Annotated in this window: 16 protein-coding genes; 7 read left to right on the top strand and 9 right to left on the bottom strand. The window is 64.7% G+C overall.

Going from position 1 to position 18,665, the window contains the following annotated elements; genetic code table 11:
• Positions 1-63 precede the first annotated feature (63 nt).
• Complete coding sequence (locus B2790_RS19710) at positions 64-888, bottom strand: MlaA family lipoprotein (RefSeq protein WP_080958529.1); 825 nt, start codon at positions 886-888, stop codon at positions 64-66.
• Positions 881-2,179: a serine/threonine protein kinase gene (locus B2790_RS19715; protein WP_025338072.1), complete on the bottom strand. Its 1,299-nt coding sequence runs from the start codon at positions 2,177-2,179 to the stop codon at positions 881-883. The genes B2790_RS19710 and B2790_RS19715 overlap by 8 nt, the downstream gene beginning before the upstream one ends.
• Before the next feature lie 190 nt (positions 2,180-2,369).
• On the opposite strand from B2790_RS19715, the gene B2790_RS19720 reads away from it, so the two are divergent.
• Positions 2,370-2,732: a hypothetical protein gene (locus tag B2790_RS19720; RefSeq protein WP_286919561.1), complete on the top strand. Its 363-nt coding sequence runs from the start codon at positions 2,370-2,372 to the stop codon at positions 2,730-2,732.
• A 133-nt stretch (positions 2,733-2,865) separates the two neighbouring features.
• On the opposite strand, the gene B2790_RS19725 is transcribed toward B2790_RS19720, so the two are convergent.
• Positions 2,866-4,431, bottom strand: a complete 1,566-nt coding sequence (locus tag B2790_RS19725; RefSeq protein ID WP_286919562.1) for a beta (1-6) glucans synthase — start codon at positions 4,429-4,431, stop codon at positions 2,866-2,868.
• Between the two features lie 197 nt (positions 4,432-4,628).
• Here B2790_RS19725 and B2790_RS19730 point away from each other — a divergent pair, with 197 nt between their 5' ends.
• The 3 genes from B2790_RS19730 (at position 4,629) to B2790_RS19740 (ending at position 7,704) form a co-directional block, all read left to right on the top strand.
• Entirely contained in the window at positions 4,629-5,489 is an 861-nt protein-coding gene (locus tag B2790_RS19730) for a glycine betaine ABC transporter substrate-binding protein (protein WP_085692401.1), read from the top strand.
• 242 nt (positions 5,490-5,731) lie between these two features.
• Positions 5,732-6,043, top strand: coding sequence for a DUF485 domain-containing protein (locus B2790_RS19735; RefSeq protein WP_003260090.1), 312 nt, complete (start codon positions 5,732-5,734; stop codon positions 6,041-6,043).
• A complete protein-coding gene (locus B2790_RS19740; RefSeq protein ID WP_013971432.1) occupies positions 6,040-7,704 on the top strand; it encodes a cation acetate symporter in 1,665 nt (554 codons plus the stop codon). Before B2790_RS19735 ends, B2790_RS19740 begins: the two co-directional genes overlap by 4 nt.
• A gap of 56 nt (positions 7,705-7,760) precedes the next feature.
• Here the strand turns inward: B2790_RS19740 and B2790_RS19745 are convergent, their stop codons facing one another.
• A complete protein-coding gene (locus B2790_RS19745; RefSeq protein WP_013971433.1) occupies positions 7,761-7,913 on the bottom strand; it encodes a DUF3309 family protein in 153 nt (50 codons plus the stop codon).
• 267 nt (positions 7,914-8,180) lie between these two features.
• On the opposite strand from B2790_RS19745, the gene B2790_RS19750 reads away from it, so the two are divergent.
• A complete protein-coding gene (locus tag B2790_RS19750; protein ID WP_286919563.1) occupies positions 8,181-8,990 on the top strand; it encodes an SDR family oxidoreductase in 810 nt (269 codons plus the stop codon).
• A 120-nt stretch (positions 8,991-9,110) separates the two neighbouring features.
• Complete coding sequence (csrA, locus tag B2790_RS19755; protein WP_025338083.1) at positions 9,111-9,299, top strand: carbon storage regulator CsrA; 189 nt, start codon at positions 9,111-9,113, stop codon at positions 9,297-9,299.
• A gap of 114 nt (positions 9,300-9,413) precedes the next feature.
• Here csrA and B2790_RS19760 read toward each other — a convergent pair whose 3' ends face one another.
• From B2790_RS19760 to mnmC, 5 genes are all read right to left on the bottom strand, one after another.
• Positions 9,414-9,641 carry a YheU family protein gene (locus B2790_RS19760; RefSeq protein ID WP_003252629.1) on the bottom strand — a complete coding sequence of 76 codons (228 nt, stop codon included), beginning with the start codon at positions 9,639-9,641 and terminating at the stop codon, positions 9,414-9,416.
• 183 nt (positions 9,642-9,824) lie between these two features.
• Positions 9,825-11,009 carry an osmoprotectant NAGGN system M42 family peptidase gene (locus B2790_RS19765; RefSeq protein WP_025338084.1) on the bottom strand — a complete coding sequence of 395 codons (1,185 nt, stop codon included), beginning with the start codon at positions 11,007-11,009 and terminating at the stop codon, positions 9,825-9,827.
• 129 nt (positions 11,010-11,138) lie between these two features.
• Positions 11,139-12,884: an N-acetylglutaminylglutamine synthetase gene (ngg, locus tag B2790_RS19770; RefSeq protein WP_286919564.1), complete on the bottom strand. Its 1,746-nt coding sequence runs from the start codon at positions 12,882-12,884 to the stop codon at positions 11,139-11,141.
• A gap of 3 nt (positions 12,885-12,887) precedes the next feature.
• Positions 12,888-14,675 carry an N-acetylglutaminylglutamine amidotransferase gene (locus B2790_RS19775; protein WP_274079254.1) on the bottom strand — a complete coding sequence of 596 codons (1,788 nt, stop codon included), beginning with the start codon at positions 14,673-14,675 and terminating at the stop codon, positions 12,888-12,890.
• Positions 14,676-14,903: 228 nt separating this feature from the next.
• Positions 14,904-16,868 (bottom strand): bifunctional tRNA (5-methylaminomethyl-2-thiouridine)(34)-methyltransferase MnmD/FAD-dependent 5-carboxymethylaminomethyl-2-thiouridine(34) oxidoreductase MnmC, encoded by a 1,965-nt coding sequence (gene mnmC, locus B2790_RS19780; protein ID WP_286919565.1) that lies wholly within the window; start codon positions 16,866-16,868, stop codon positions 14,904-14,906.
• Positions 16,869-17,021: 153 nt separating this feature from the next.
• Between mnmC and pap the strand changes: the two genes are divergently transcribed.
• A complete protein-coding gene (gene pap / locus B2790_RS19785; protein WP_025338088.1) occupies positions 17,022-18,515 on the top strand; it encodes a polyphosphate:AMP phosphotransferase in 1,494 nt (497 codons plus the stop codon).
• The last annotated feature ends 150 nt before the right edge of the window (positions 18,516-18,665 follow it).

Below are 18,665 nucleotides of genomic sequence, written 5' to 3' on the forward strand. Positions count from 1 at the left end.
CGAAGGCCCGGGCATTGTGAGGGCCTGTGGGAGCTGGCTTGCCGGCGATAGGGCCGGATCGGCTTACTCGGCTATCTGCAACTTGCGCGCCTGGGTATACACATACCGCACCTTCTCGTACTCGAACGGCGAGTTGAGCTGGCCATAGCGGAATTTGGTGCTGTAGCGCTTGTCCACCACGCGCAGCACGGAGATTTCCGGGTGGTCGCTGCTGGCTTCGGCCACGTTCAGGTAGTTGATCGCCTGTTCGCCTGCATAGTCCACCACCAGCCCGGTGGTATCGCGCAGGTTCGACGGCCCCAGCACCGGCAGCATCAGGTACGGCCCGTCCGGTACGCCATAGAAGCCCAAGGTCTGGCCAAAGTCTTCACTTTGCCGTGGCAGGCCCATCTTGGTCGCCGGGTCCCACAGCCCACCCACGCCGATGATGGTGTTGAACATCAGCCGCGCGGTGATCTCCGCCGAGCGCTTGGCCTTCAACTGCAACACACTGTTGAACAGGTTCGGCACGTCGCCCAGGTTGTTGAAGAAGTTGGTCACCCCGGTGCGCACGAAGCGCGGGGTGACGTACTGGTAGCCGCTTACCATCGGCAGCAGCACCCATTGGTCCAGGCGGTAGTTGAAGTGATAGACGCGCCGGTTGATCGACTCCAGCGGGTCGTACACGTTCAGTGCTTGCAGGGTGGAGCGCTCGAACTCGCGCTGGTCCAGCCCCGGGTTGAATTTCAGCTCGCGCAGCGGGTCGACGAAACCATCGGCCTCGGGCGCCAGTGGTGCTTCGGTGACTTGCGGGTCGGCCTCGATCACGCTGGCACGGGGGGCGGTTTCGGCGGCCAGGGCCTGGCCGGCGGCGAACAGGGCAGTGGCGAAGAGGAGTTTGTTAACCACGGAAGAACTCCAGCATGGCGTCACTGTTGACGCGGTAATTGAGGTTGCCGCAATGGCCGCCATGGGGGTAAAGGGTCAGGCGCTCACCGAACACCTTGCGCAGGAAGCCGATGTCGCCAGGGCCGAGGATGACGTCGTCGGCGTTGTGCATCACGGCGATCTTGTCGCTGCTGCTCAGGTAATCTTCCAGCGCATACAGGCTGACCTGGTTGACCAGTTGCAGGATGCTGTTGCCGTCGGTGCGGGCGCGCCACATGGGGATGACCTGCTCGGTCATGTAGCAGTCGAAGTCGCACTGCAGGGCACGCTTGAAGAACGGCGTGAGGCTGCTGCCCTCGGTGATCGGGAACTTCGGCGGAATGATCAGGCCGCGGCGGTTGATCAGGTCGGAGGTGAAGGCAATGTCGGCCGCCGAGAAGCGGAACGAGGTGCCGATCAGCATGGCCATCTGCTCGTTGGACAGGTGCTGGCGTGACTGCTGGAAGTCGTACAGCAGGGCTTCATTGAGGTCGATGTAGCCCTTTTCCTGGAAGTAGCGGGTCAGCTTGGCCAGCATCAGCTCGTAGAAGGTGGTGCTGCGGTCGATGCCCTTGACCTGGGTCTGCACCAGCTTGTCCAGGTTGTTGATCGAGGTGTACAGGTTGACCGGCGGGTTCAGCAGCAGCACGCGCTTGAAGTTGAAGCTGCGGCGGGTTTCGTCCAGGTGGCTGACGAAGGCAGCATCGAGTGCGCCCAGGCTGTAGCCGGTGAGGTAGAACTCGCTGATCGGCAGGCGCGGGTGCTGGGCGCGCACGGCCTGCATCACCCGGTACATGTCTTCGGCATCATCCTGGCTGACGCCTGGGGTGGCGAAGCGCGAGGCGGCGCTCATGAAGTCGTAGCTGGTGGGCGAGGACAGCTGCACCACGTGGAAGCCGGCCTGGTAGAACAGCTTTTTCAGGTATTCGTTGATGCTGCTGGTGTAGGGCGCACCGGTGCCGGCGATGATGAAGATCAGCGGCGCCTCGTGGTCCTGGCGGGCCAGGCGGTACTTGAGCTTCTTCACTGCCCAGAAGTTGTCGGGCAGGGTGAACTCACGGTCCGGGCGCAGGTTGAGGCTGTAGTCGGACTGGCTGATTTCGTCGTCGCCGGGCAGGGTGGGTCGCTGGTCCGGCGGCGTGGTGGCGATGGTTGCCTCGAACGGGTTGGTCAAGGGGTAGCCATAGCTTGCGGCGTCGATATCCCGCGCCGAAGCGGCCACAGCCATGAGCAGGCCGCCGAGCAAGGCAGCGAGGCGCAAAGATCGAAGCATGTAATCCCCCAAAAGAACGCAAGGTCGAGCAGTGTGCAGGCTAGGACCACAACGGGGCGGGCAAAGTTGCCAGGCGCGGTGGTCTTTGGTGTGCTTGTTATCTGCAACATAGCTGCAGGGACGTGATTTTGCCTTACAACTGGGCATAAGCGATCATGGATGCTTTCGATTTCCGCTATTGGAGAGCTGGATGTCTCGTTCGCTGCCGGCTGCGTTGCTTGTGCTGTTTCTGGGGCTTTGGCTTGCTGCCAGTTATGGCGTGCGCTACGAGCTGATGGAGGACGGGCAGTGGGTGGGACTGTGCACGGCGCCGGCGGCGTACTGGCAGTGTGAGGTACGGTCGTTGCTGGGGCTGGGCATTCATCATCAGGTGATGGCCTGGGGCGGGCTGGGGCTGGCGCTGCTGGCGCAGTTGGTTGCCGGGCGTGGCGGCTGGTGGCTGGCAGTGGTGGCGTTGGTGTTCGCGGTGCCGGCACTGGTGCTGTATACCGCCAGCATTGCCGTGTTCGCGCTGGTGCTGGCGGGGTTGCGGCTGGTCAGGTCGCCGGAGTAAGGCTGAAAGGGGCCGCTTTGCGGCCCATCGCAGGCAAGCCAGCTCCCACAGGGACCGCGCCGATTTCGTAGGCAGCATAACTCCTGTGGGAGCTGGCTTGCCTGCGATGGAGCGCGAAGCGGTCCCAAGGATATCAGGCCGGGCGCAGGCGCAAGCTCCGCCACAAGGCTGCGGTCATCAGCACACTCACCCCGGCCCACCCCCAGGCCTGTTGGTTCTCCAACCCTTCCACAAACAACTGCGGCGCCACCCCGGCACCGACGATGAAGGCCAGCAACGCCACCTCCGCCCGCCGCGCCGGCACCGGCCACAGTGCAAACACCAGCGCCGGCAACGCCAACGCTGCGCTGGGGAAGCTGCGATAGCGTGGGTCGAACACCATCGCCAGCATGCTCACCGCAGCGGCAAAACCCGCTGCCAGCAACAGCCAGCCGGCCCGCGCCTGCAGCCAGGCGTACAGGCGCTCGCGCCAGCCCGTGCGCCGCGCCAGGGCCAGCACGGCATGGGCCAGCACCAGCAGGTTCAGCCCCGCCAGCAGCACCGCCCACAGCCACTCCCCGGCAAAGCGCGCATGGGTGCGCATCAGCTCGCCCCAAAGCCCCAGGCAGCCTGCCCCAAACGCCGCCAGCAACGGCAGCAGCATGGCCGCCACCGGAGTGGCCGGGCGCCCGGCAAGCATCAGCATCAGCACCATCAGCAGGGCACTGGCCAGCAACCACTGCGGCCAGTAAGGCAGGTTGCTCACTGGCCCTTCGAGTACGCCCTTGTCCTGCCGGTCGGCATCGTAAAGCCCCCAGTAACCGCCGACCGCCCCTTCATTGGCGCGCTTCCATGGCTGGTCGAACGCCTCGATCAGGTTGTAGTGCCAGCCGTTGCTTTCGGCCATGGCCACGAACCCGCGAATGAAACGCGCCTCGTTGACCCTGCTGGGCTCCGCGGTTTCGCGCTGGCGGCCTTCGCTGGGCCAGCCGGTTTCGCCGATCAGGACGTCCTTCGGCGCGAAGCGCGTGCCGAACACCCGGCGTACATCGGCGACATGGGCCAGGGCTTCGTCGATGCCACGTGGGTCGTCTTCCCAGTAAGGCAGCAGGTGGATAGTCAGGAAGTCCACCGCAGGCGCCACCTGCGGGTGCTGCAACCAGAACTCCCACACATCGGCGTAGGTCACCGGCACCTTGACCTGGCTTTTCACCCGGGCGATCAGCGTGGCCAGGTGCGCACCGGTCACTTCCTTGCGCAGCAGCGTCTCGTTGCCGACGATCACCGCGCTGACTACGTCGGGGTTGGCATTGGCGGCGGCGATCAGCAGCTCGATTTCTTTCTCGGTGTCGGCCGGGTGGGCGTTGACCCAGGCACCTAGCATCACCTTCAGGCCATGCTTGCGTGCCAGCGCCGGGATTGCCTCAAGACCGGTCTGGGAATAGGTGCGGATGCACTGAAAACGCTCGGCCAGCAACGCCAGGTCGGCATCCATGCGCGCCGGGCGCAGGCGAAACGGCTGGTCGTAGGGCGACTGGTCCTTGTCGAACGGGGTGTACGAGGCGCATTGCAGCTTGTGCGTCGGGCTGGCCGCGTCGGGCAGTTGCACCGGCTTGCCAAGCCCGTACCAGAGCCCTCCGAGCCCGAGCAGGGCGAGCAGGCAGGCAAGCAGGTACAACGGCAGCAGCAGGCGGGTAGAACTGGGCATCGGGCGGTCCATCGTCAGGCGCAAAAGGGTAGATAGTAGCCCGGCGCCAAACCTTTGGCATGCAAGGATCGCGCAGGTCGGCGCAGGCCGATGGCGCTAATGGCATAGTGCTGTCGCATATGGGGCGGCTACAGGTCGTAGCTGGAGCAGGTCGACTATTGTTGCAGGACGATGATGCAAATTCCGAGACCTGACGAGGGGATGCTTTGATGGCTGCTATTACAAGAATGCGACGTTTCCTGGGTGTGGGCACCGCCATGGTACTGGCCATGAGTGCGGCACAGGCAATGGCCAAAGAAGTCAGCATTGGTTACGTGGATGGTTGGGCTGACAGCGTGGCGACCACCAACGTGGCCGCCGAAGTGATCAAGCAGAAGCTCGGCTACGACGTGAAGTTGCAGGCCGTGGCCACCGGGATCATGTGGCAGGGCGTGGCAACCGGCAAGCTCGATGCCATGTTGTCGGCCTGGTTGCCGGTGACCCATGGCGAGTACTGGGCCAAGAACAAGGACAACGTGGTCGACTACGGGCCGAACTTCAAGGACGCCAAGATTGGCCTGATCGTCCCTGAGTACGTCAAGGCGGTGAGCATCGCCGACCTCAAGACCGACGACACCTTCAAGCAGAAGATCGTCGGCATCGACGCCGGCTCCGGCGTAATGCTCAAGACCGACCAGGCCATCAAGGACTACGACCTGACCGGTTACAAGCTGCAGGCCAGCTCTGGCGCGGCGATGACTGCGGAACTGGGCCGTGCCTATGCCAAGCAGCAGTCGATTGCGGTGACCGGCTGGGTACCGCACTGGATGTTCGCCAAGTGGAAACTGAAGTTCCTCGAAGACCCGAAAGGCGTGTATGGCGCCGCGGAAACCGTGAACAGCATCGGCAGCAAGGAACTGGCCACCAAGGCCCCGGAAGTGGCGGAGTTCCTGAAGAAGTTCAACTGGCAGTCGAAGGACGAGATTGGCGAAGTGATGCTGGCTATCCAGGAAGGCGCCAAGCCTGAAGCGGCGGCCAAGGACTGGGTGGCCAAGCACCCTGATCGCGTGAAGGAGTGGACTGGCAAGTAACAACCCGTCAGGGCCAGTTTTGCTGTTTCGCGGGCACGCCCGCTCCCACAGGATTTTCGCTGCCCTTGAAGCGGGTGCAGTTCCTGTGGGAGCGGGCGTGCCCGCGAATGGGCCATCACTTTGTTACGCAACCGGTAAAACACCGTTGCATCTAAGACTAAGGTCGTCTGGTTGGCGTCCGATAGCCGCATAAAGTAAGGGTCGTGGGTTCCACCCCTATCTGTGCTGCTAGGACAAAAACAATGAACGACAGCATTTACCTCTCGATACAAAACAGCCCCCGCTTCAAGGAGCTGGTCACCAAACGCGAACGGTTCGCCTGGATTCTCTCGGCGATCATGCTCGGCCTGTACTGCGCCTTCATCCTCCTGATCGCCTACGGTCCTCAGATCCTGGGCACCAAGCTCAGCCCTGAGTCGTCGATTACCTGGGGTATTCCCCTGGGCGTCGGCCTGATCGTCTCGGCATTCGTCCTGACCGCCATCTACGTACGCCGCGCCAACGGCGAATTCGATGAGCTGAACAAGGCCATCCTGAAGGAGGCGCAACAATGATTCGCCACGCCAAAGCCCTGGCCGTACTGGCCTGCGGAGCCTTCGCACCCGCCGTGTGGGCCGCCGATGCCCTGACCGGCGAGGTGCAGAAGCAACCGCTGAACGTCTCCGCGATCGCCATGTTCGTGGCCTTCGTCGCCTTCACCCTCGGCATCACCTACTGGGCCTCCAAGCGCAACAAGTCGGCGTCGGACTACTACGCCGCCGGTGGCAAGATCACCGGCTTCCAGAACGGCCTGGCGATTGCCGGTGACTACATGTCGGCCGCCTCGTTCCTGGGTATTTCCGCACTCGTGTTCACCTCTGGCTACGACGGCCTGATCTACTCGATCGGCTTCCTGGTCGGCTGGCCGATCATCCTCTTCCTGATCGCCGAACGCCTGCGCAACCTGGGCAAGTACACCTTCGCCGACGTGGCCTCGTACCGCCTCGGGCAGAAGGAGATCCGCACCCTGTCGGCCTCCGGTTCGCTGGTGGTGGTGGCGTTCTACCTGATCGCGCAGATGGTCGGTGCCGGCAAGCTGATCGAGCTGCTGTTCGGCCTGGACTACCACGTGGCGGTGATCCTGGTGGGTATCCTGATGTGCCTGTACGTACTGTTCGGCGGCATGCTGGCCACCACCTGGGTACAGATCATCAAGGCCGTGCTGCTGCTGTCCGGTGCCAGCTTCATGGCGCTGATGGTGATGAAGCACGTGGGCTTCGACTTCAACACCCTGTTCTCCGAAGCGATCAAGGTGCACGCCAAGGGCGAGGCGATCATGAGCCCGGGCGGCCTGGTCAAGGACCCGATCTCGGCGTTCTCGCTGGGCCTGGCGTTGATGTTCGGTACCGCCGGCCTGCCGCACATCCTAATGCGCTTCTTCACCGTCAGTGACGCCAAGGAAGCGCGCAAGAGCGTGCTGTACGCCACCGGCTTCATCGGCTACTTCTACATCCTCACCTTCATCATCGGCTTTGGCGCCATCCTGCTGGTCAGCACCAACCCGGATTTCAAGGACGCCGCTGGCGCCCTGCTGGGTGGCAACAACATGGCAGCGGTGCACCTGGCCAATGCCGTGGGTGGCAGCGTGTTCCTCGGCTTCATCTCGGCTGTTGCCTTTGCCACCATCCTGGCAGTGGTAGCCGGCCTGACCCTGGCCGGTGCCTCGGCGGTGTCCCACGACCTGTACGCCAGTGTATGGCGCAAGGGCAAGGCCAACGACAAGGACGAGATCCGCGTGTCGAAGATCACCACCGTCGCCCTGGGCGTACTGGCGATCGGTCTGGGCATCCTGTTCGAGAAGCAGAACATCGCCTTCATGGTCGGCCTGGCGTTCTCCATCGCGGCCAGCTGCAACTTCCCGGTACTGCTGCTCTCGATGTACTGGAAGAAGCTGACCACCCGCGGTGCCATGATCGGCGGCTGGCTGGGCCTGGTAAGTGCGGTGACGCTGATGATCCTCGGCCCGACCATCTGGGTGCAGATCCTCGGCCACGAGAAGCCGATCTACCCGTACGAGTACCCGGCGCTGTTCTCGATGCTGATCGCCTTCGTCGGTATCTGGTTCTTCTCGGTCACCGACAAGTCCAAGGCTGCCGAAGACGAACGTGCGCTGTTCTTCCCGCAGTTCGTGCGTTCGCAGACTGGCCTGGGCGCTTCGGGTGCTGTTTCGCACTGATCCCTTCCGGCAATAAAAAAACCGCGCTTCGGCGCGGTTTTTTTGTGTTTTCGTTGCTAGATCATGCCTAGTAGCAACAAAACCAGCAGAACTACCAGCACCACGCCGATGATGCCGGACGGGCCATAGCCCCAGCTGCGCGAGTGCGGGAAGACCGGTAAGCCACCAATCAGCAGAAGGATCAGGATGATGATGAGAATCGTGGTCATGACGGAGTCCTTGCGTGGTTGAGGGTCAAGGGCCTCGGACTGCTGGCCTCTTGTAAGTAAGGACTGGTGGTGAGTGTCAAAGATTCCATTTGTGTGCTGCCTGTACCGGCCCCTTCGCGGGCTTGCCCGCTCCCACAGGATCATCGCAGGCCTGACAAGCTATCCACACAGTCATGCCCCCTCTATTCACTACCCTGATAAACCCTGCTGCTACCCGGCCCCTTGTTTAGACTCCTTTCACCAGTCAGCAGAACAAGGCCAGCCACCATGCAAGACCGCATCATGATCACCGGCGCCGGATCCGGCCTCGGTCGCGAGATCGCCCTGCGCTGGGCGCGTGAGGGCTGGCGCCTGGCGCTGGCCGATGTCAACGAAGCCGGCCTGCGCGAAACCCTGGAGCTGGCCCGCGCAGCTGGCGGCGAAGGCTTTGTCCAGCGTTGCGACGTGCGCGACTACAGCCAGCTCACCGCCCTGGCCCAGGCTTGCACCGAACAGTTCGGTGGTATCGACGTGATCGTCAACAACGCCGGCGTCGCTTCGGGCGGGTTCTTCGCCGAACTGTCGCTGGAAGACTGGGATTGGCAGATCGCGGTCAACCTGATGGGCGTGGTCAAGGGCTGCAAGGCCTTCCTGCCGCTGCTGGAGCGCAGCAAGGGGCGGATCATCAACATCGCCTCGATGGCCGCGCTGATGCAGGGCCCGGGCATGAGCAACTACAACGTGGCCAAGGCCGGCGTGCTGGCCCTGTCAGAAAGCCTGCTGGTCGAGCTACGCCAACTGGAGGTGGCGGTGCACGTGGTGTGCCCGTCGTTCTTCCAGACCAACCTGCTGGACTCGTTCCGTGGGCCGAACCCGGCGATGAAAGCCCAGGTTGGCAAGCTGCTGGAAGGCTCGCCGATCAATGCGGCGGACATCGCCGAGTACATCCACCGGCAGGTTGCCGCTGGCGAGTTCCTGATCCTGCCCCATGAGGCCGGGCGCCAGGCCTGGCAACTGAAGCGCCAGGCCCCTGAGCGGCTGTACGACGAAATGGCTGAGATGGCGGTGAAAATGCGGGGCAAGGCTCAGTCGCGATGATTCGTCTGTAAGGAAAATTACCTGGAAATGTAGGGCGCTTCTGAATCACGGCAGAACTATTGAGTAGCCCTATGCCGTCAAGGCAGGCTCCGGTTTTCCCTTTCGCTGGAGGATCGGAGCATGCTGGTAATAGGGCGCGAAGTGGGAGAGATCATCGTGATTGGTGATGACATTCGGATCATGGTCGTGGAAACGCGGGACGGGGTGGTGCGCTTTGGCGTGGATGCACCACGGCAGGTGCCGGTGCATCGGGCCGAGGTGTACAAGCGCATCAAGGAAGGGCAGCAGGCCAAAGCTCGCAGGGTTTGATGCTGCCTGTACCGGCCTCTTCGCGGGCACGCCCGCTCCCACAGGTACTGCACCGCTCTCAAGACTTGTGAAATTCCTGTGGGAGCGGGCGAGCCCGCGAAGGGGCCAGGCCTGCTAGTCGAGCAGCTCCCGGGGCACATCATGCTTGGCCAGCAACTGGCACTGCTGGCTTTCCAGGTCGAACAGGATGAACGCCTGGCCCTTGGCCAATGCCTGGCGCACCCGCAGCACGCGGGTTTCCAGCGGGGTGTCGTCGCCGTTGTCGGTACCGTCACGGGTGACGAAGTCCTCGATCAGGCGGGTCAGGGTTTCGGCTTGCAGTTGGTCGTAGGGGATCAGCATGGTGGGCGTTGCCTAGGGTGTTGGTGGGGGCATGCTACGCGAAACATTCGGGATTTTGGGGCCGCGTTGCGGCCCAATCGCCGGCAAGCCAGCTCCCACAGGGACAGCACAAAGCCTGGGCCTGTGGTGATCCTGTGGGAGCTGGCTTGCCGGCGATTGGGCTGCAAAGCAGCCCCAGGGCCCTCAGCCCTTGTTGCCAACCAGGCTATCCACCGCCGGCACCCGCGTGTCGCTCTCCATCTGCGCATCATGTTCCAGCTGATGGCTGAAGCGCTCCAACGACGCATTGGCCGGCTGCGAATCACTGGCAAACACCGGCGGGCTCAACAGGTACGCCGACAACAAGCGGCTCAATGCCGCCAGGCTGTCGATGTGTGTGCGCTCGTACCCATGGGTGGCATCGCAACCAAAGGCCACCAGCGCGGTACGAATATCGTGCCCCGCCGTCACTGCCGAATGGGCATCGCTGAAGTAATAGCGGAACAGATCACGCCGTACCGGCAGGTCGTGGTCGCCGGCCAGTTTCAGCAGGTGCCGGGACAGGTGGTAGTCGTAAGGCCCCGACGAGTCCTGCATGGCCACGCTCACCGCATGCTCGCTGGAGGCCTGCCCGGGCGCCACCGGGGCAATGTCGATGCCGACGAACTCGCTGACATCCCAGGGCAGGGCGCCAGCCGCTCCCGAGCCGGTCTCTTCGGTGATGGTGAACAGCGGGTGGCAGTCGATCAACGGTTGGCGGCCGCTTTCCACCACGGCTTTCAGCGCCGCCAGTAGTGCTGCCACGCCGGCCTTGTCGTCCAGGTGGCGGGCGCTGATGTGGCCGCTTTCGGTGAATTCGGGCAGCGGGTCGAAGGCAACGAAATCACCGATGCTTACACCCAGCGCCTCGCAGTCGGCGCGGGTGGCGCAGTAGGCGTCCAGGCGCACCTCAACGTGCTCCCAGCTGATCGGCATCTGGTCGATGGCGGTGTTGAAGGCATGCCCGCTGGCCATCAGCGGCAGCACGCTGCCCCGGTATACGCCGGTATCGGTGAACACGCTGACCCGGCTGCCTTCGGCGAAGCGGCTGGACCAGCAACCGACCGGCGCCAGGGCCAGGCGGCCATTGTCCTGCAACTGGCGCACGCTGGCGCCGATGGTGTCCAGGTGAGCGGACACGGCGCGGTCAGGTGAGGTTTGCCGGCCCTTGAGGGTGGCGCGGATGGTGCCGCGGCGGGTCAGCTCGAAAGGGATGCCCAGTTCGTCCAGGCGTTCGGCCACGTAGCGCACGATGGTGTCGGTGAAACCGGTGGGGCTGGGGATGGCGAGCATCTCCAGCAGCACGCGCTTGAGGTAGTCGAGATCGGGTTCGGGATGTCGGTCGGACATGGTTGGGGACTCCTTTACTCCTGTGCCGGCCTCTTCGCGGGCACGCCCGCTCCCACAGGAACCCCACAAGTCTCGAGGGCTGTGCTGGACCTGTGGGAGCGGGCGAGCCCGCGAAGAGGCCATCAGCCTTTACGCCAAAGGCCGGCTATGCGGAAACAGCAGGTCGATAAAACGCTCGGCGGTCGGTTGCGGTTCATGGTTGGCCAACCCGGCACGCTCGTTGGCCTCGATGATCACGTACTCCGGTTGCCCGGCATCACGCACCATGAAGTCCAGCCCCACCACCGGGATCTCCAGCGCCCGTGCAGCGCGCACGGCGGCGTCGGCCAGCACCGGGTGCAGGCGTTCGGTCACGTCTTCCAGGGTGCCGCCGGTGTGCAGGTTGGCAGTGCGTCGTACGGCCAGGCGCTGGCCGGCGGGCAACACGTCGTCGTAGCCAAAGCCCGCCGCGCGCAGGGTGCGCTCGGTTTCGTCGTCCAGCGGAATGCGGCTTTCGCCACCGGTTGCGGCCTGGCGCCGACGGCTCTGGGCATCGATCAGCTGGCGGATGCTGTGCTTGCCATCGCCCAGCACCTGCGCCGGGTGACGGATGGCTGCGGCGACCACTTCGTAGCCGATCACCACGATGCGCAGGTCATGCCCGGCATGGAAGCTTTCCAGCAACACGCGGCTGTCGAACTGGCGGGCCTGCGCCACGGCGTGGGTGATGTCGTCGATGCAGGTGAGGTTCACCGCCACGCCCTGGCCTTGCTCGCCATCGACCGGCTTGACCACCACCGCGCCATGCTCGTCGAGAAACGCCAGGTTTTCGTCGGCATTGCCGGCCAGTTGCTGCGCCGGCACCTGCAGCCCGGCATTGTGCAGGGCATGCTGGGTCAGGCGCTTGTCCTGGCACAGGGTCATGGTCACGGCGCTGGTCAGGTCGCTGAGCGACTCACGGCAGCGAATGCGGCGCCCGCCCAGGCTGAGGGTGAACAGGCCGCCGGCGGCATCGTCCACTTGTACCTCGATGCCCCGGCGCAGCGCCTCGTCGACGATGATGCGTGCGTACGGGTTGAGGTCGGCTTGAGGCCCTGGCCCCAGAAACAGTTGTTCGTTGATGCCGTTCTTGCGCTTGACCGCGAAGGTCGGCAGGTTGCGAAAACCCAGCTTCTGATACAGGCGCTTGGCCTGGCGGTTGTCGTGCAGCACCGACAGGTCCAGGTAGGCCAGCCCACGGCTCATGAAGTGTTCGATCAGGTGGCGCACCAGCACTTCACCCACGCCGGGGCGGGTGCAGTGCGGGTCTACCGCCAGGCACCACAGGCTGCTGCCGTGCTCGGGGTCGTCGAACGCCTTGGCGTGGTTCAGGCCCATGACGCTGCCGATCACCGCGCCACTGTCTTCGTCCTCGGCCAGCCAGTACACCGGGCCGCCCAGGTGCAGAGGGGTGAGCAGCTCGGCGTCGACCGGCAGCATGCCGCGCGCCTGGTACAGGGTGTTTATCGCCTGCCAGTCGCCCGGATTCTGCGCCCGGCGCACGCGGAAGCCGCGGAACACTCGCTGCGCCGGGCGGTAGTCGGTGAACCACAGGCGCAGGGTGTCGGACGGGTCGAGAAACAGTTGCTGCGGGGCCTGGGCCAGCAGCTGCTGGGGCGCGGCCACGTACAGTGCGATGTCGCGCTCGCCGGGGCGTTCTTCCAGCAGGTCGGCGGCGAGGTCGGCCGGGTTGGGGTAGGTGTGGCCGATCAGCAGCCGGCCCCAGCCGCAATGCACGGCGCGCGGCTGGTCGTGTGGCTGGCTGCCATCGCCGGCGAGGCGCGCCTGCAGGCGCTCGTAGGACGGCGCCTGGCCGCGCAGCAGGCGCTGACCGTAAGCGATTTCATGGGCTTTCATCGGTCAGATTCCTTGTTCGCTCAGCCACAGGTTCAGCGCCGCCAGCTGCCACAGCTTGGAGCCGCGTAGCGGTGTCAGCTGGCCGTGCGGGTTGCTCAGCAGGCGGTCGAGCATGGCCGGGTTGAACAGCCCGCGGTCCTGGCTGGGGTCGGTCAGCAGTTCACGAACCCAGCCAAGGGTGGCGCCTTCCAGATGCTTCAGGCCCGGCACCGGGAAGTAGCCCTTCTTGCGGTCGATCACCTCGTGCGGGATCACCCGCCGCGCCGCCTGCTTGAGCACCTGCTTGCCGCCGTCGGGCAGCTTGAAGCGTGCCGGAATGCGCGCCGACAGCTCCACCAGGCGGTAGTCGAGGAACGGCGTGCGCGCCTCCAGGCCCCAGGCCATGGTCATGTTGTCGACCCGTTTGACCGGGTCGTCGACCAGCATCACCGTGCTGTCCAGGCGCAGCGCCTTGTCTACCGCATCGGGGGCACCGGGGCGGGCGAAGTGTTCACGGACGAAGTCGCCGGCCGCGTCGGTTTCCAGCAGCCAGGGTGCCTGCACGGTGTCGCGGTACTCGGCGTGGCTGCGATCGAAGAAGGCCTCGCGGTAGGCGGTAAAGGCATCTTCGGCGCCGTCCACCTGCGGGTACCAGTGGTAGCCGGCGAACAGCTCGTCGGCGCCCTGGCCGCTTTGCACCCCCTTGCAGTGCTTGGCCACTTCCCGCGACAGCAGGTAGAAGGCGATGCAGTCATGGCTGACCATGGGTTCGCTCATGGCGCGGAAGGCGGCTGGCAACTGGTCGATGATTTCGTGCTCGGCAATGCGCAGCTGGTGGTGACGGGTGCCGTAGTGCTTGGCGATCAGGTCGGAATACTGGAACTCGTCGCCGCGTTCGCCGCCGGCATCCTCGAAACCGATGGAGAAGGTCGACAGGTCGTCCACGCCCACTTCGCGCAGCAGGCCGACCAGCAGGCTGGAATCGACCCCACCGGACAGCAGCACACCCACGTCCACCGCTGCCCGTTGGCGAATGGCCACGGCGTCGCGGGTGGCGTCGAGCACGCGGGTGGTCCAGCCTTCCAGGTCCAGCTCACGTTCATCGGGGTTGGCGCCGTAGTGCAGCTGCCACCAAGTCTGGCGTTCCACTTCGCCATGGCGGTCGATGCGCATCCAGGTACCGGGTTCCAGCTTTTGCACGTTGGCCAGCAGGGTGCGCGGCGCCGGTACCACGGCGTGGAAATTCAGGTAGTGGTTGAGTGCCACCGGGTCGAGCATCGGGTCGATGTCACCACCCTTGAGCAGTGCCGGCAGGGTCGAGGCGAAGCGCAGGCGCTCGCCGTTGCGCGACAGGTACAAGGGTTTGACGCCCAGGCGGTCGCGGGCGAGGAACAGGCGCTGGTTGTCGCGCTCCCAGATGGCCAGGGCGAACATGCCATTGAGCTTGGGCAGCAAGGCCGCGCCCCAGGCGTGGTAGCCCTTGAGCAGCACCTCGGTGTCGCCGTCGGACCAGAAGCTGTAGCCCAGGGCCTGCAGCTCCAGGCGCAGTTCGGGGAAGTTGTAGATGGCGCCGTTGAAAGCCAGCGACAGGCCCAGGGTGTTGTCGACCATCGGCTGGGCAGAGCCGTCGGACAGGTCCATGATTTTCAGGCGCCGGTGGCCGAGGGCGATCGGGCCTTGGCTATGGAAGCCCCAGGCATCCGGGCCGCGGGGCGCCAGGTGGTGGGTTATGCGCTCTACCGCAGCCAGGTCGGCTGGGCGAGGGGCTTGGTCGATGGGGGTGAAACGCAACTCTCCTGCTAATCCGCACATAGGTCCTTACCGGTTTTTCCGTTGGGGAGGGGGTGCCCCGGATTAGGGCACCTTAAGGAACTGACCCATGTGGTTTGTGAGAGTTTTAGATCGATCTGTTATATGGGGCTGCTGCTCAGCCCTTCGCGGGCTCGCCCGCTCCCACAGGTTCATCACAATTTTCAGTTTCTGTGGTGCACCTGTGGGAGCGGGCGAGCCCGCGAAGGGCCGCACAGCGGCCCCAATTCCCTATTTCCCGCGAATCAACCTACGCAAGGCAAACCGGTTCGGGTGGCACGCCTCCGCCACCGCCCGTGGCAACGGCAGCGGCTCCCCGCACACCCACGCCGCCACCAGTTCACCGCTCAACGGCGCCGTGATCAACCCGCGCGAGCCATGCCCGCTGTTCACATACAACCCATCCAGCCAGGGGCAGGCCACATCCGGCACCTGCCGCGCATCCCGGCCCAGCACTGCGTAGGCCTGGGCGAACGCCTGCGCATCCGCCACCGGCCCGACGATCGGCAGGTAATCCGGGCTGGTGCAACGGAACGCCGCACGCCCCTGCAATTGCCCGGGGTCCAGCTCGGCCGTACCCAGGCGCTGGGCCAGGTCGACCGAAATCTCGTCCAGCAATGCCAGGTTGCCCTGGTGCTCGGCCATCGTCGGCGCCAGGTCTGTGCTGTGGAAGTCGAAGCTCGCGCCCAAGGTGTGTTCATCCCCGCGTGGCGGCGCCACATAGCCTTCCGCACACACCACGGTGCGCAGTGCGCGGCTGCTGGCGGTGGCCGGCAGGCGGGTGATCTGCCCGCGGATGCGCTTGAGCGGAAGGTGCGCGCATGGCTCGAAGCGCAGTACGTCGGCGGCACCGGCCAGGACCACCACCGGCGCGCTGGCCAGCAGGTGTTCGCCAGCCCAGGCTTGCCACTGCCCGTCGACCTTGCGCAGTTCGAGCACCTCCTGGTGCGTCAGCAGGCGAATCCCCGGGTGCTGCAACTGCTGCTGACACAGCGCCGGCGGGTGTACCCAGCCACCTTCGGGATAGAACAGCCCACCAGCCGGCAAGGCCACCCCGGCGATGGCTTCGGCCTCTGCACGTTCCAGCGAGTGCAGCAGGCCAGGTTCGAAGGCGCCAGCCAGTTTGCCCTGGCGTTCGGCTTCCTTGCTGTCGAAGGCCAGTTGCAGCACGCCGCAGGCATCCCAGTCGCGGCCACGTTGCAGGCGCTGCAGCTGGCGCCGGGTGTAACCGAAACCGGCCAGGATCATCTGCGACAACGCCGTGCCGTGGGCGGACAGCTTGAGGTACAGCACCCCTTGCGGGTTACCCGAAGCTTCCCGTGCCGGGGTGTCGTGGCGTTCCAGCACGGTAACCTGCCAGCCACGCCGGGCCAGGCTGGCGGCGGTCGTGCTACCGGCGAGCCCGGCGCCTATCACCAGCGCTTCACGCGGCCCCGCTATGGCAGCCGGGCGCGCGTACCATGGCGCGCCGGGGCTGGGCACAGGGCCGACATAGGCGCCGCTCATCACTTCCCATTTCTTGCCGATGCCCGGCACCTTCTTCATGGCGAAGCCGGCGTCGACCAGGCTGCGGCGTACCCAGCCGGTGGTGGTGAAGGTGCCTAGCACCGTGCCCGGGTGTGACAGCCGTGCCAGCTGCGCGAACAGCTCCGGGGTCCACATGTCGGGGTTCTTGGCCGGGGCGAAGCCGTCGAGGAACCACACATCGATCTGCGCATCGAGTTGCGGCAGCTGTTCCAGTACGTCGCCTATCAACAGGGTGAGGGTGACCCGGCCGTTGTCGAAGGTGAACTGCTGGAAGCCAGGGTGCACTGCCACGTACTGCTCCAGCAGGGGCTCGGCATAGGCGGCAAGTTCAGGCCACAGGCGTATGGCGCGGGCCAGGTCGTCGCGATCGAGGGGGTACTTTTCGACGCTGACGAAATGCAGGCGGGCCTCGGCATGGGCGTGCTGCTCGAACAGTTGCCAGGCGCAGTAGAAGTTCATGCCGGTGCCGAACCCGGTTTCGCCGATCACCAGGCAGGTGTGCGGGGCGAGGTTGGCAAAGCGCTCGGCCAGGCGGGTTTGCCCAAGAAACACGTGCTTGGTTTCTTCGATGCCTTCGTTGACTGCGAAATAGACGTCGTCGTATTGCCGCGAATGGGGGCGGCCCTGGTCGTCCCAGTCGATCTGGGCGTGCTGGAGGAGGGTGGACATGGTTGGCTCGGTTGCAGCGGATGGGCGGATTTTATGCCATCCGGGAGGTTTGCGCAGGCTGTGCCGGCCTCTTCGCGGGCACGCCCGTTCCCACAGGTACTGCACAAGCCTTCAAATCCGCTAGTCTTGCTTATCCATTGAAGAAGCCAGTGCATGTTCGAATCCGCCGAAATCGGCCACAGCATCGACAAGGAGGCTTACGACGCCGAGGTACCCGCTTTGCGCGAGGCCCTGCTCGAAGCCCAGTACGAACTCAAGCAGCAGGCGCGCTTCCCGGTGATCGTGCTGATCAACGGTATCGAAGGCGCCGGCAAGGGCGAGACGGTCAAACTGCTCAACGAGTGGATGGACCCGCGCATGATCGACGTGCTCACCTTCGACCAGCAGACCGACGAAGAGCTGGCCCGCCCGCCGGCCTGGCGCTACTGGCGGGCCCTGCCACCGAAGGGGCGGATGGGCGTGTTCTTCGGCAACTGGTACAGCCAGATGCTGCAGGGGCGGGTGCACGGGGTGTTCAAGGATGCCGTGCTCGACCAGGCCATCACCGGCGCCGAGCGGCTGGAGGAGATGCTGTGCGACGAAGGTGCGCTGATCATCAAGTTCTGGTTCCACCTGTCCAAGAAACAGATGAAGGCGCGGCTGAAATCGCTCAAGGACGACCCGCTGCACAGCTGGAAGATCAGCCCGCTGGACTGGCAGCAGTCGGAGACCTACGACCGTTTCGTGCGCTTTGGTGAGCGCGTGCTGCGCCGCACCAGCCGCGACTACGCACCGTGGCATGTCATCGAGGGCGTCGACCCGAACTACCGCAGCCTGGCGGTAGGTCGCATCCTGCTGGAAAGCCTGCAGGCGGCACTGGACAACAACCCCAAAGGCAAGCACCGGGGCAACGTCGCCCCGCTGGGCCGCAGCATCGACCAGCGCAGCCTGCTTGGCGCGCTGGACATGACCCTGCGCCTGGACAAGTCCGACTACCAGGAGCAACTGGTCACCGAGCAGGCCCGCCTGGCCGGCCTGCTGCGGCACAAGCACATGCGCCGGCATGCCTTGGTGGCGGTATTCGAAGGCAACGACGCTGCCGGCAAGGGCGGTGCCATCCGCCGCGTGGCCGCCGCGCTGGACCCGCGCCAGTACCGCATCGTGCCGATTGCCGCGCCCACTGAAGAAGAACGCGCGCAGCCTTACCTGTGGCGGTTCTGGCGGCACATTCCGGCGCGTGGCAAGTTCACCATCTTCGACCGTTCCTGGTATGGCCGGGTGCTGGTGGAGCGGGTGGAAGGCTTCTGCAGCCCGGCCGACTGGATGCGTGCCTACAGCGAGATCAACGATTTCGAGGAACAGCTGGTGAATGCCGGCACGGTGGTGGTCAAGTTCTGGCTGGCGATCGACCAGCAGACCCAGCTGGAGCGCTTCGAAGAGCGCGAGCAGATCCCGTTCAAGCGCTACAAGATCACCGAGGACGACTGGCGCAATCGCGACAAGTGGGACGACTATGTTCAGGCGGTGGGAGACATGGTCGACCGCACCAGCACCGAGATCGCGCCGTGGACGCTGGTGGAGGCCAACGACAAGCGCTGGGCGCGGGTGAAGGTGTTGCGCACCATCAACCAGGCGCTTGAGGCGGCGTTTGCCAGGGACAAGAAATAGCCAAGCTTGTTGGTTGCCTGTTCTGGCCTCTTCGCGGGCACGCCCGCTCCCACAGGGACCCCACAAAATTCAGCCCTGTGGTATTCCTGTGGGAGCGGGCGTGCCCGCGAAAGGGTCAGAACAGGCAGCACACCTGCCAAGCCATGCCGC

Origin of the sequence: Pseudomonas sp. UBA6753, from assembly GCF_002453565.1 — a bacterium.
GTDB lineage: Bacteria > Pseudomonadota > Gammaproteobacteria > Pseudomonadales > Pseudomonadaceae > Aquipseudomonas > Aquipseudomonas putida_Z.